We start from the raw sequence: 12,906 nt of genomic DNA on the forward strand, positions 1-12,906 counted from the left end.
GTATTTTCGTTTTTTTTCGACCGTTAGTCCCCTGGCGGCGTCAAAGACTTCAAGGCGTGTAGGACGTTCGTCTTGAAAGCGAAGGCATTCACCTCCACATTGTATGCATCCCAGTTTTTTCCTCGGGCGACATCAGTCGTTTCGGTCTTTCTCGTTCCTGTTGGCTGGCCGACAGGGGTGAACCCAGAGGTTATGTTATGTCTGAATTCCAGCTAGTCACCCGATTCCAGCCCGCCGGCGACCAGCCGGAAGCCATTCGCCTGATGGTCGAAGGCATCGAGGCCGGACTGGCGCACCAGACGCTGCTCGGTGTGACAGGCTCGGGCAAGACTTTCAGCATCGCCAACGTGATTGCCCAGGTGCAGCGCCCGACCCTGGTGCTGGCACCGAACAAGACCCTGGCGGCGCAGCTGTATGGCGAGTTCAAGGCGTTTTTCCCCAACAACGCGGTGGAGTACTTCGTCTCCTATTACGACTACTACCAACCCGAAGCCTACGTACCGTCTTCGGACACCTTCATCGAGAAGGATGCTTCGATCAACGATCACATCGAACAGATGCGGCTCTCGGCCACTAAGGCATTGCTCGAACGCAAGGACGCGATCATCGTCACCACGGTGTCTTGCATCTATGGTCTGGGTAGCCCGGAAACGTACCTGAAGATGGTCTTGCACGTTGATCGTGGCGACAAGCTCGACCAGCGAGCCTTGCTGCGCCGCCTGGCGGACCTGCAATACACCCGCAACGACATGGATTTCGCCCGGGCAACGTTCCGGGTCCGTGGCGACGTGATCGACATCTACCCGGCGGAATCGGACCTGGAGGCGATCCGCATCGAGCTGTTCGATGACGAAGTGGAGAGTCTTTCGGCGTTCGATCCGCTGACCGGCGAGGTGATCCGCAAGCTGCCGCGTTTCACCTTCTACCCCAAGAGCCACTACGTTACGCCCCGGGAAACCCTGCTGGGCGCTATCGAGGGGATCAAGGTTGAATTGCAGGAGCGCCTGGAATACTTGCGGTCGAACAACAAACTGGTGGAAGCCCAGCGGCTGGAGCAGCGGACCCGATTCGACCTGGAGATGATCCTGGAGCTGGGTTACTGCAACGGCATCGAAAACTACTCGCGCTACCTGTCGGGTCGCCCGGCGGGCGCGCCACCGCCTACGTTGTATGACTATCTGCCGGCCGATGCCTTGCTGGTGATCGACGAATCCCACGTCAGCGTGCCCCAGGTCGGCGCCATGTACAAAGGCGACCGGTCCCGCAAGGAAACCCTGGTGGAATACGGCTTCCGTCTGCCTTCGGCCCTGGATAACCGGCCGATGCGTTTTGACGAATGGGAAAGTGTGAGTCCGCAGACGATTTTTGTCTCCGCCACCCCAGGCAACTACGAGGCCGAGCATGCCGGCCGGGTGGTCGAGCAGGTGGTACGGCCCACCGGGCTGGTCGATCCGCAGGTTGAAGTGCGCCCGGCGCTGACTCAGGTCGATGATCTGCTCTCGGAAATCTCCAAGCGTGTGGCAGTGGAGGAGCGGGTGCTGGTCACCACGCTGACCAAGCGCATGGCCGAAGACTTGACTGATTATCTGGCCGACCACGGTGTGCGGGTGCGCTACCTGCACTCGGACATCGACACGGTGGAGCGGGTCGAGATCATCCGCGACCTGCGCCTGGGTACGTTCGACGTGCTGGTGGGGATCAACCTGCTGCGCGAAGGTCTGGACATGCCGGAGGTGTCACTGGTGGCGATTCTGGACGCCGACAAGGAAGGTTTCCTGCGCTCCGAGCGTTCGTTGATCCAGACCATCGGTCGGGCGGCGCGTAACCTCAACGGCCGGGCGATTCTTTATGCCGATCGCATCACCGGTTCCATGGAACGGGCTATCGGCGAGACCGAGCGTCGTCGCGATAAACAGATTGCCTTCAACCTGGCCAATGGCATCACGCCAAAAGGGGTGTTCAAGGACGTCGCCGACATCATGGAAGGCGCCACTGTGCCCGGCTCGCGCAGCAAGAAGCGCAAGGGCATGGCCAAGGCCGCCGAAGAGAGCGCCCGTTACGAAGCCGAACTGCGCTCGCCGAGCGAAATCAGCAAGCGTATCCGTCAGTTGGAAGAAAAAATGTACCAGCTGGCCCGGGACCTGGAGTTTGAAGCGGCTGCGCAGTTGCGTGACGAGATTGGCAAGCTGCGCGAGCGGTTGCTGACTGTCTGAGGTTGTGTGGCCACGGTAATGGCCTTATCGCGAGCAGGCTCGCTCCCACAATGGACCGCGTCCAGTCCGGACAACTTGGTTCCCTGTGGGAGCGAGCCTGCTCGCGATTGAAGGTGCCTCGGTCTGACAGGTGCCACACAAATCCCCCTCTCACTGGAGCCCGCCCACCATCGCCTGTTACCATTCGCCCCCTGTTTCATCTTCGCTTTTATATTCTTTCCGAGACATGCCATGACCACCGTCCGCACCCGCATCGCGCCTTCGCCCACTGGCGATCCCCATGTCGGCACCGCTTACATCGCTTTGTTCAACTATTGCTTTGCCAAGCAGCACGGCGGTGAGTTCATCCTGCGGATCGAGGACACCGACCAGCTGCGTTCGACCCGCGAGTCCGAACAGCAGATCTTCGACGCCCTGCGCTGGCTGGGCATCGACTGGAGCGAAGGTCCGGACGTTGGCGGCCCGCACGGTCCTTACCGCCAGAGCGAGCGCGGTGACATCTATCAGCAGTACTGCCAGCAACTGGTAGACATGGGGCACGCCTTCCCGTGCTTCTGTACCGCCGAAGAGCTGGACCAGATGCGCGCCGAGCAGATCGCTCGCGGCGAGACCCCACGCTACGACGGCCGCGCGCTGCTGCTGTCCAAGGAAGAAGTCGCCCGTCGCCTGGCCGCCGGTGAGCCCCATGTGATCCGCATGAAGGTGCCGACCGAAGGCGTCTGCGTGGTGCCGGACATGCTGCGCGGCGATGTCGAGATCCCGTGGGATCGCATGGACATGCAAGTGCTGATGAAGACCGACGGCCTGCCGACGTATTTCCTGGCGAACGTGGTCGACGATCACCTGATGGGCATCACCCACGTCCTGCGCGGTGAAGAGTGGCTGCCGTCGGCGCCGAAACTGATCCTGCTCTACGAATACTTCGGCTGGGAACAACCGCAGCTGTGCTACATGCCACTGCTGCGTAACCCGGACAAGAGCAAGCTGTCCAAGCGCAAGAACCCGACGTCGGTGACCTTCTACGAACGCATGGGCTTCATGCCTGAGGCGATGCTCAACTACCTGGGGCGCATGGGCTGGTCGATGCCGGACGAGCGCGAGAAGTTCTCGCTGCAGGAAATGGTCGAGCACTTCGACCTGTCGCGGGTGTCGCTGGGTGGTCCGATCTTCGATGTCGAGAAACTCTCCTGGCTCAACGGTCAGTGGTTGCGTGACCTGCCGGTGGAGGAGTTTGCTGCGCGTGTACAGAAGTGGGCATTCAACCCTGAGTACATGATGAAAATCGCTCCCCATGTGCAGGGCAGGGTGGAGACGTTCAGCCAGATCGCACCCCTGGCCGGCTTCTTCTTTGCCGGCGGCGTGACCCCGGATGCGAAGCTGTTCGAGTCCAAGAAGCTTTCCGGTGATCAAGTGCGCCAGTTGATGCAGCTGATCCTGTGGAAGCTCGAAAGTCTGCGTCAGTGGGAAAAGGACAGCATCACCGCGACCATCCAGGCCGTGGTCGAATCGCTGGAGCTGAAACTGCGTGATGCCATGCCGCTGATGTTCGCCGCCATTACTGGCCAGGCCAGCTCGGTGTCGGTGCTCGATGCCATGGAGATCCTTGGCCCGGACCTGACCCGTTTCCGTCTGCGCCAGGCCATCGATCTGCTCGGTGGTGTGTCGAAGAAGGAGAACAAGGAGTGGGAAAAACTGCTGGGCGCGATTGCCTGAGTGCTCGATGAGGCAGGACATACCCCGGTTTTCCGGGGTTTGTCGGTAAGTGATTGTTATCCCGGCAAAAAACTTTCAAATTTGTTGAAAATAAATTTGACAGCCCTCGGATACGCCCTTAAGATTCGCCCCGTCCTCAGCGATGAGGGGCTATAGCTCAGCTGGGAGAGCGCTTGCATGGCATGCAAGAGGTCGACGGTTCGATCCCGTCTAGCTCCACCAATTTACACTTCAAGGCCTGGCCACACCGGTCTTGAAGCGATCAACACTCAGCGTTGATCAGTTGTATAGAAGGGTTTGCGTCCCCTTCGTCTAGTGGCCTAGGACACCGCCCTTTCACGGCGGTAACAGGGGTTCGAGTCCCCTAGGGGACGCCAGTTTTACAGAAGCGATGTTGCAAGATGTCGCTCCGCCGCGAGGCGAAAAATCCGGGGCTATAGCTCAGCTGGGAGAGCGCTTGCATGGCATGCAAGAGGTCGACGGTTCGATCCCGTCTAGCTCCACCAATTACAGGTTCAAGGTTTGGCCACACCGACCTTGAATCGATCAGTTCTCAGCGCTGATCAAGTTAGAAGGTTTGTGTCCCCTTCGTCTAGTGGCCTAGGACACCGCCCTTTCACGGCGGTAACAGGGGTTCGAGTCCCCTAGGGGACGCCACGATTACCCGCTCTGCGGGATTTTATAAGGGTCATTCAATTCTTGAATGGCCCTTTTGTTTGTCTGGCGTTCGGCCAATCTTCAATTCCTTTAACGATGCTTCTGACCAGCGGTCAAAATTTCCGCTTGCGGAAAATTATTACATAGATAATATTTCAGTCGTAATATTCGGAGGTAACGATGAGCGATAAAAAAGCGCAAACCCGCGAACGCATACTCAAGGCCGCCAGTGCTGCGCTGATTCAGCGGGGGCCGGCCGAGCCGAGTGTCGGCGAGGTGATGGGCGCCGCCGGGCTGACAGTGGGCGGCTTCTATGCCCACTTCGAAAGCAAGGATGCCTTGATGCTGGAGGCATTCAAGCAACTGCTCAGCCAGCGTCGCGGTCTGATCGCCGAGATGGATGCCGAGCTGACCGGTGAGGAGCGGCGAACCCTGGCGGCGGCGTTCTACCTGTCGCGCAAGCACCGTGATACCACCGATCTGGCCTGCCCGATCCCGGCATCGGTCGGCGAGCTCGGGCGGCTGCCGGATGAGTTTCGTGAGGTGCTCAATGAGCATATTGAGCTGATGGTTGCGCAGTTGGCGGCCAGCCCGGAAGACGCCGACAAGGCCTTGGCGGACATTGCCCTGATGGTCGGCGGCCTGGCCTTGGCACGAGCGTTGGGCCCGGGAGAGTTATCGGATCGGTTGCTGCGCGCTGCCAAGTCGGCGGTGCGATGAGCTAAGGCGCAAGCCCTGGAGATGAGCGATGAACAGGTTTAGCTGGATTCGTGGCGTCAATGGCACGCTGGGATGGGTGGCCCCGGGCCTGGTGGCGAAGAAGATGCGATCGCTGTTCATGCGTCCCCGGGACTTGCCGCCAAGGGATTGGGAGTTGCCATTGCTGGCGACCTCCGAGCGCATCACCTTACGCTTCGGTCTGTCCGCCTTGCGCTGGGGCAAAGGCCCGACTGTCTTGTTGATGCATGGCTGGGAAGGGCGACCCACGCAATTTGCCGCGCTGATCACGGCGCTGGTAGGTGCTGGCTACACGGTGGTGGCGCTGGACGGCCCGGCCCATGGTCGTTCACCTGGACGCGAGGCCAATGTCCTGCTGTTCGCCAGGGCCATGCTCGAAGCCGCGGCGGAGTTACCGCCGCTGCAAGCCGTGGTTGGGCATTCCATGGGTGGTGCCAGTGCCATGCTCGCGGTTCAGCTGGGGTTGCGGACCGAGACTCTGGTCAGCATTGCAGCGCCTGCGCGCATTCTTGGCGTGCTGCGTGGGTTCGCCCGGATGATGGGGCTGCCGCCCAAGGCGCGATCGGCCTTCATTCGCCAAGTGGAAAACGATGTGGGCATGCCGGCTTCGAGGATGGATGTCGCCCATTACCAGCTGGACGTGCCCGGGCTGATTGTCCATGCCGAGGACGACACCTTCGTTTCGGTCAAGGAATCGCAACTGATTCACGAAGCCTGGTTCGACAGCCGCTTGCTGCGCTTGCCGCAGGGCGGCCACCAGCGGGTGCTGGCCGATCCTCGCGTCATTGATGGCGTGTTATCCCTGCTGGCCGGGCGCAGTCTGCAAGCACGGCAATCGGCTTGATCTGTGGGAGCAAGGCTTGGCCGCGATGGCGGTCAAGCTCGGATCCGTTACACTGGCCCCCACCAAATTCGACCGGGAGAGGGGCATGGGCTGGGATCGGGCAACGCCGTTCATTATTGATCTTCAAGTAAATGCCGAAGACATCGACGGGCTGGGCCACGCCAATAACGCGGTATACGTCACCTGGCTTGAGCGCTGTGCCTGGCGCCATTCCCAGCGCCTGGGGCTGGATCTGGTGGAGTATCGGCGGCTGGACCGGGCCATGGCGGTTGTGCGTCATGAGATCGATTACCTGGCGGCGGCCTACGAAGGTGACGAGCTGCAACTGGCTACCTGGATCGTCGACTGGGATCAGCGATTGAAGATGAATCGGCATTTCCAGCTGATTCGCCCCAGTGACAACACCACGTTGCTGCGCGCCCAGACCACCTTTGTTTGCATCGAACTGTCCACTGGCAGGCCCAAGCGCATGCCACCGGAGTTCATCGAGGGTTATGGTCCTGCGCTGATGACATCCGGCATTCTCATAGACTGACCCAGCGCTATCGCGAGCAAGCTCGCTCCCACAGGGAACTGTGGTGGATGCAGAATCTGTGAACACGCGGGATCCAGTGTGGGAGCCGAACTTGCTCGCGATGACGGCCGCACATTCGGTATCAATGCAAGCTGACCCAGCGCTATCGCGAGCAAGCTCAACTCCCACAGGGGATTGGTGGTGAATTCCGATGTGGTGGGCAAAATCCGGTAAACTGCCGCACGTTTTTCGTTGAGTGTGTTTTTCCATGCAAATTGCCCTGGCGCCCATGGAGGGGTTGGTTGACAACATCCTGCGGGACGTTCTGACCCGTGTTGGCGGTATCGACTGGTGCGTGACCGAGTTCATTCGTATCAATGACCGTCTGCTCACACCGGCCTATTTCCACAAGCTTGCCCCTGAGCTGCTGACCGGTGCCCGGACCGCTGCCGGCGTACCGCTGCGGGTGCAATTGCTGGGTTCCGATCCGGTGTGCCTGGCGGAAAACGCCGCATTGGCCTGCGAGCTGGGTTCGCAGGTTATCGACCTGAACTTCGGCTGTCCGGCCAAGACTGTGAATAAATCACGGGGTGGGGCGGTGTTGCTCAAAGAGCCGGAGCTGCTCAACGAAATTGTCGAGCACGTGCGCCGCGCGGTGCCCAGGCACATTCCCGTTACCGCCAAGATGCGCCTGGGTTTCGACAGCCCGGATGGGGCGTTGGTCTGTGCCACGGCATTGGCCGAAGGTGGCGCGGCGCACATTGTGGTGCATGCGCGGACCAAGACCGACGGCTATAAACCACCGGCCCACTGGGAGTGGATCCCACGGGTTCAGGAGGTGGTCAAGGTCCCGGTATTCGCCAACGGCGATATCTGGAGCGTTGAAGACTGGCGCCGGTGCCGCGAGATCAGTGGTGTGGAAGACATCATGCTCGGCCGCGGACTCGTTTCCCGTCCTGATTTGGCCCGGCAGATCGCTGCGGCCAGGGCCGGTGAAGAGGTGATCGAGCTGTCCTGGGCAGAGTTGCAACCGATGCTCCAGGACTTCTGGGTGCAGGTGGTCGAGCAATTGACCCCACGCCAGGCGCCCGGCCGGTTGAAGCAGTGGCTGGCGATGCTGACTCGCAATTATCCCGAAGCGGTGGAGCTGTTTACCGCCCTGCGCCGGGAAACCGACCTGGACGCGGTAGGCCATTTGCTCGGCGTGCAGCGCACCGAAGCGGCCTGAAAAAAATTTCAAAACAACCTCTTGAAAAGTTTTTGGCGGTCCCTAGATAGGGATTACGCGATGCCGAATTCGGGTCGCGGAGACAAAAAAACTTGCTGAACTTTTCAGGAGATTTGAATCATGAGTACTGCATTTTCCCTGGCCCCTCTGTTCCGTTCCTCGGTGGGCTTCGACCGTTTCAACGACCTGTTCGAAACCGCCTTGCGCAACGAACCGGGCAGTAGCTATCCACCCTACAACGTGGAAAAACATGGCGATGACGAGTATCGCATCGTGGTTGCCGCCGCCGGGTTCCAGGAAGACGACCTGGACCTGCAAGTGGAAAAAGGTGTGCTGACCATCAGCGGTGGTAAGCGCGAAGCGAGCAACGACAGCGTGACCTACCTGCACCAGGGTATCGCCCAGCGTGCGTTCAAGCTGTCCTTCCGGTTGGCCGATCATATCGAGATCAAATCCGCCGGCCTGAGCAACGGTCTGTTGAGCATCGACCTGTTGCGAGTGATCCCGGAAGAGGCGAAAGCCAAGCGCATCCCGATCAACGGGGCGCAGCAACAACCCGCGCTGCAAAACTGATGCATCGCAACTAATGAAGAAGGGCGCCATTGGCGCCCTTTTTCATTTGTGGAGCCCTCATTGCGGGCTCCTTTGTCAGGGCAACAGTCGCTCAAACGCGTCTAGCGGCAACGGCCGACTGTGCAGGTAGCCCTGGTACAAATGGCAACCCAGCCCCTGCAGGAAACTCAGTTGTTCCGGGGTCTCGACCCCTTCGGCGATCACCTCCAGCTCAAGGCTGCGGGCCATGGCGACGATGGCGCGGATGATTTCGGTATCGTTGGGGTCGCTGGTGGCGTCGCGCACGAATGACTGATCGATTTTCAAGGTGTCCACCGGCAGACGTTTGAGGTAGGTCAGCGACGAATAACCGGTCCCGAAATCGTCCATGGCGAAGCTCACCCCCAATTTTTTCAGGCGACGCATCTTGGCGATGGTGTCGTCCAGGTTCTGGATCACGATGCCCTCGGTGATTTCCAGCTTGAGCATGGCGTAAGGCAGGCCATAGGTGGCGAGGCAGCTTTCGATGCGCTCGACGAAGTCGCTCTGGCGGAACTGCCGTGGGCTGATATTCACGCACAGGCTGAATTGCAGCGGATCGATCTTGCCCTTGGCGATCAGTTGTTTGAAGCCGTTGCAGGCTTCATCGAGAATCCAGGTGCCAACTTCCAGGATCAGCCCGCTGTCCTCCAGCACTTTGATGAATTCATTCGGTGATTGGGCGCCCAATTCGGGGTGATGCCAGCGCACCAGCGTTTCGGCGCCGATGATGCGGTTGTCCCGGGCGTCGACCTGAGGTTGGAAATGTACGCTGAACTCCCCGCGAGCCAAGGCCTGGCGCAGGTCGGTTTCCATGCGCAGCCGTTCGCTGGCGGCTTTTTGCATGGTGGTGTGGAACATCTGCGAGGTGTTGCGCCCCGAATCCTTGGCGCGGTACAGCGCAATGTCGGCGCGCTTGAGCAGGTCGGTGGGGGTGGAGCCATGGTCGGGAATCAGCGCCATGCCGATGCTCGGCGTGACTTGCAACCGTTGGCCATCGAGAAACATCGGCTCCGACAGTAATTCGCGCAGAGTGTCGGCCAGGTTCTGTACCTGTTGGCTGACTGCGCTGCGGGTGCCTTCCAGGCCGCTGAGCAGCACCACGAATTCGTCGCCGCCCAGCCTCGCCACGGTGTCTTCCAGGCGCACGCTGGCTTCCAGGCGTGCGGTGATGATTTTCAGCACCGTGTCGCCCACCGGGTGGCCCAGGGAGTCGTTGATGTGCTTGAAGTGGTCCAGGTCCAGAAACAGCAGGGCGCCCCGCAGGTTATGGCGCTTGAGCAAGGCGATCTGCTGGCTCAGCCGATCCATCAGTAAGGCGCGGTTGGGCAGGTTGGTCAGCGGATCGTGATAGGCCAGGTGGCGGATCTGTGCTTCGGCATTGCGCAACAGGCTCACGTCCCGGGCGGTCAGCAGCAGACAGGCCGTTTCATTGAGCATGATGGGTTCGACCGAGACCTCCACCGTGAGGATCTCTCCGCGTTTATTGCGCCCGAGCATTTCCTGGTGATGCACCCGGCCCTTGAGCTCCAGTTCGGCCAGTAGCGCCATGCGTTGTTTTTCTTCGGCCCAGATACCGACCTCGTAGACCGTATGCCCGATCACTTCGTCGGCGCGGTAGCCGGTCAGGCGGCAGAAGCCGTCATTGACTTCGAGGTAGCGGCCGCTGTCGCGTTCGGTGATGGTGATGGCGTCAGGGCTGGAATGGAAAGCCTTGGCGAATTTCTCCTCGCTGGCCTTGAGGGCCGCTTCAGAGCGCTGCTGCTGGGAGATATCCCGCAGGGTGGTGACAATGCAGGGCTGGTTGCCGACGTTGATCTGGCGACTTGAAATCACGCATGTCAGCGGCTGGCCGTTTTTATGGTGGACGACGACGGCCACGTTGTTCAGGGAGCGCTCGCGTATCACCCTTTCGATGCGTTGCAGGCTGCTCCCCGAGGCGTCCCACAGGCCGATTTCGTCGGCGCTCAGGCCGATCACGTCGGTGGCTGACCAGCCGAAGGTCTGGGTGAAGCTGGAATTGATTTCGAGGAACCGGCCACTATCCTGATGAGTTACGCAGATCGGGTCGGGGCTGACCTGGAACAGGGTGGCGAATTTTTCTTCCGACGCCGCCAGGCTCTGTTCGCGTTCTACCTGGTCAGTGATGTCCAGCAAGGTACCGGCCATGCGCAGCGGGCTGCCGTCGTCATTGCGATAGAGACGTGCGCGGCTTTCCAGGTATCGGGCGCTGCCGTCCGGCATTTGTACGCGGTAGGTCAGTTGATAATTCCCCGCCGGGCCTTCCCGCAGGCTGCGGTAGGCGTTGCGCATGTTGTTGCGCTCGTCATCGGGCACCCCTTCGAAAAACGCATCGAACGACTCGTGGAACGGCTTGGGCTCCAGGCCATGCAACTGCGCCGCCCGGGCCGAGCCGTAGAGCATGCCGCTGGGAATATGCCAGTCCCAGGTGCCCAGTTGCGCCGAATCGAGGGCCAGATCAAGGCGTTCCTGGCTGTCCTTGAGGGCCTGTTCGGCGAGTTTGCGTTCGGTGGTATCGAGGAAGGTGCTCAGCAGATAAGGTTGGCCTTCCAGCTCGACCTTCTGGGCGCTGAGCAGGCCGCTGTGGATCTGACCATTGCTGGCCTGCAGTTCCACCTCCATGCTCGCCATTTCGCCGTTGGCCTTGATGATCTCCACCAGTTTTGCCCGCTGTCCGGGGTCGACCCATAGGCCCAGTTCCAGCGTCGTGCGGCCGATGATGTCGTGCAGCGGCCAGCCAAACAGACTTTCGAAATACTGGTTGGCCTCGATGATCAGCCCGTCTTCCTGGCGGGTCAGCAACACCATATTCGGACATAGGTGAAAGAGCGTGGCGAAGCGTTTTTCCGAGTTGCGCAGTGCCTGCTCCCGTTCGCGCTGGTGCGTGATCTCCCGGATTACTCCGATCATCCGCGGGCGGCCGTGTTTGTCGGGTAATACGCTGCCGTTGATTTCCAGCCAGTGCAGGCTGCCGTCGGGCCAGACGATGCGATGGTGCATGGCCTGTTCCAGCGGCGCACCGGCCACAGCCGCATGAAAGGCGCGGATGGCCTTTGCTCGGTCTTGGGGGAGTAACAGGTCCAGATAGTCCACATCCGCCGGCAATGGCTGGCGCGGATCGAAGCCGAACAGCGCCTGGGTGCCCCGTGACCAACTGATCCGCCCGGTATCAATGTCCCACGACCAGGCTCCCAGGCGCGCGCCGTTCAGGGCGGCCAGCAACTGTGGGGCACTGTCCCAGCTTTGCTCGGACCGTTTCGGGTCTAGCGCCTGAATGCGCGGCAGGGGCGGGAACTGGTCAGCGGACTTGGGCATTATCTCGCGAGCCTTGGGCAATTTTGGGCGTTGAGCGCAGGCGTTTCGGCTCTATAGGAGTAGCACAACCTATGCCCTTTTCCCTGGCAGATCGATTTGTGCGTCCAGTAAGGACATGAAAGCCCGTGCAGCATTCGACAGCGTCCGTTCGGTGTGCAAGATATAGCCTAGCTGGCGACTGAGCTGTATGCCCGGCAAAGGAATGCGTGCCACCTGTTCATCGAGCATGGTGCGCGGCAGGACGCTCCAGGCCAGGCCGATGGAGACCATCATTTTTATGGTTTCCAGATAATTCGTGCTCATGGCGATGTTCGGCGTCAGGCCCTGGGCTTCGAACAGGCGTTGAACAATGTGGTGGGTAAAGGTATTGCCGCCGGGGAAAACCGCCGGATGCAAGGCGATGTCTGCCAGGCTGACCGGGCCGTTGTCCAACAGCGCGTGTTCCGGCGCCACCACGAAATCCAGGGGGTCGTCCCACACCGGCGTGGCGCGTACCAGCGTGTGCGGTTCCGGGGCCAGGGTGATGACCGCCAGCTCCGCCCGGCCGTGGAGAATTTCTTCGTAGGCCACTTCCGAATCGAGGAACTGAATATCCAGCGCCACCTCAGGGTAGCGTCGGGTGAACTCCCTCAATAGAGGTGGCAGCCGATGCAGGCCGATGTGGTGGCTGGTGGCGAGCGTCAGGCGTCCGGTCACTTCACCGGTCAGGTTGGTCAGGGCGCGGCGGGTGTCATCCAGCACGTTCAGAATCTGATAGGCCCGTGGCAGAAGGGCTCGTCCAGCCTCGGTCAGGCCGACTTCTCGACCGAGCCGATCGAACAGGCGCACTTTGAGCTGTTGCTCCAGCCCGGCGATACGCTTGCTGATGGCCGGCTGGGTCAGGTGCAGGCGTTCACCGGCGCCGGAGAAACTGCCGGTCTCGGCGATGGCGATAAAGGCGTTAAGGCTGGCGAGGTCCATGGTCGTCCTGGTCGAATTCCAAATGGTTATGCAAAGCATGAAAAATATGAATTTGAGTTATTTAATGTAGCCTCATAAGATCAGCCTCACAAGCCAAGGGGTTATTGATTCA

The 12,906-nt window shown here is 60.4% G+C and carries 9 protein-coding genes and 4 tRNA genes; 11 read left to right on the forward strand and 2 right to left on the reverse strand.

Annotation, left to right across the window (positions count from 1 at the left end; all coding sequences use genetic code 11):
• Positions 1–197 precede the first annotated feature (197 nt).
• The 11 genes from uvrB to PSEUDOMOFG3G_RS07545 all read left to right on the forward strand — a co-directional run bounded on the left by uvrB (position 198) and on the right by PSEUDOMOFG3G_RS07545 (position 8,480).
• A complete protein-coding gene (gene uvrB / locus PSEUDOMOFG3G_RS07495; protein ID WP_076383911.1) occupies positions 198–2,213 on the forward strand; it encodes an excinuclease ABC subunit UvrB in 2,016 nt (671 codons plus the stop codon).
• A 231-nt stretch (positions 2,214–2,444) separates the two neighbouring features.
• Positions 2,445–3,926, forward strand: coding sequence for a glutamate--tRNA ligase (gene gltX / locus PSEUDOMOFG3G_RS07500; RefSeq protein WP_047229254.1), 1,482 nt, complete (start codon positions 2,445–2,447; stop codon positions 3,924–3,926).
• 146 nt (positions 3,927–4,072) lie between these two features.
• Positions 4,073–4,148 (forward strand) — tRNA-Ala (locus tag PSEUDOMOFG3G_RS07505).
• Positions 4,149–4,227: 79 nt separating this feature from the next.
• Positions 4,228–4,303: transfer RNA gene (locus PSEUDOMOFG3G_RS07510), tRNA-Glu, on the forward strand.
• 53 nt (positions 4,304–4,356) lie between these two features.
• Positions 4,357–4,432 (forward strand) — tRNA-Ala (locus PSEUDOMOFG3G_RS07515).
• 75 nt (positions 4,433–4,507) lie between these two features.
• Positions 4,508–4,583, forward strand: a tRNA-Glu gene (locus PSEUDOMOFG3G_RS07520).
• Positions 4,584–4,763: 180 nt separating this feature from the next.
• Positions 4,764–5,303 carry a TetR/AcrR family transcriptional regulator gene (locus PSEUDOMOFG3G_RS07525; RefSeq protein ID WP_139049558.1) on the forward strand — a complete coding sequence of 180 codons (540 nt, stop codon included), beginning with the start codon at positions 4,764–4,766 and terminating at the stop codon, positions 5,301–5,303.
• 28 nt (positions 5,304–5,331) lie between these two features.
• Positions 5,332–6,165 (forward strand): alpha/beta fold hydrolase, encoded by an 834-nt coding sequence (locus PSEUDOMOFG3G_RS07530; RefSeq protein WP_047229252.1) that lies wholly within the window; start codon positions 5,332–5,334, stop codon positions 6,163–6,165.
• 85 nt (positions 6,166–6,250) lie between these two features.
• Positions 6,251–6,700, forward strand: coding sequence for a thioesterase family protein (locus PSEUDOMOFG3G_RS07535; RefSeq protein ID WP_047229251.1), 450 nt, complete (start codon positions 6,251–6,253; stop codon positions 6,698–6,700).
• A 247-nt stretch (positions 6,701–6,947) separates the two neighbouring features.
• Positions 6,948–7,907: a tRNA-dihydrouridine synthase gene (locus PSEUDOMOFG3G_RS07540; protein WP_047229250.1), complete on the forward strand. Its 960-nt coding sequence runs from the start codon at positions 6,948–6,950 to the stop codon at positions 7,905–7,907.
• A 120-nt stretch (positions 7,908–8,027) separates the two neighbouring features.
• Complete coding sequence (locus tag PSEUDOMOFG3G_RS07545; protein WP_047229249.1) at positions 8,028–8,480, forward strand: Hsp20 family protein; 453 nt, start codon at positions 8,028–8,030, stop codon at positions 8,478–8,480.
• A gap of 75 nt (positions 8,481–8,555) precedes the next feature.
• On the opposite strand, the gene PSEUDOMOFG3G_RS07550 is transcribed toward PSEUDOMOFG3G_RS07545, so the two are convergent.
• Positions 8,556–11,834, reverse strand: a complete 3,279-nt coding sequence (locus PSEUDOMOFG3G_RS07550; RefSeq protein WP_047229248.1) for an EAL domain-containing protein — start codon at positions 11,832–11,834, stop codon at positions 8,556–8,558.
• Between the two features lie 69 nt (positions 11,835–11,903).
• Complete coding sequence (locus tag PSEUDOMOFG3G_RS07555) at positions 11,904–12,794, reverse strand: LysR family transcriptional regulator (protein WP_047229247.1); 891 nt, start codon at positions 12,792–12,794, stop codon at positions 11,904–11,906.
• Positions 12,795–12,906 lie beyond the last annotated feature (112 nt).

The sequence above is a fragment of the Pseudomonas sp. FG-3G genome (assembly GCF_901007645.1).
Classification (GTDB): Bacteria; Pseudomonadota; Gammaproteobacteria; order Pseudomonadales; family Pseudomonadaceae; genus Aquipseudomonas; species Aquipseudomonas rhizophila.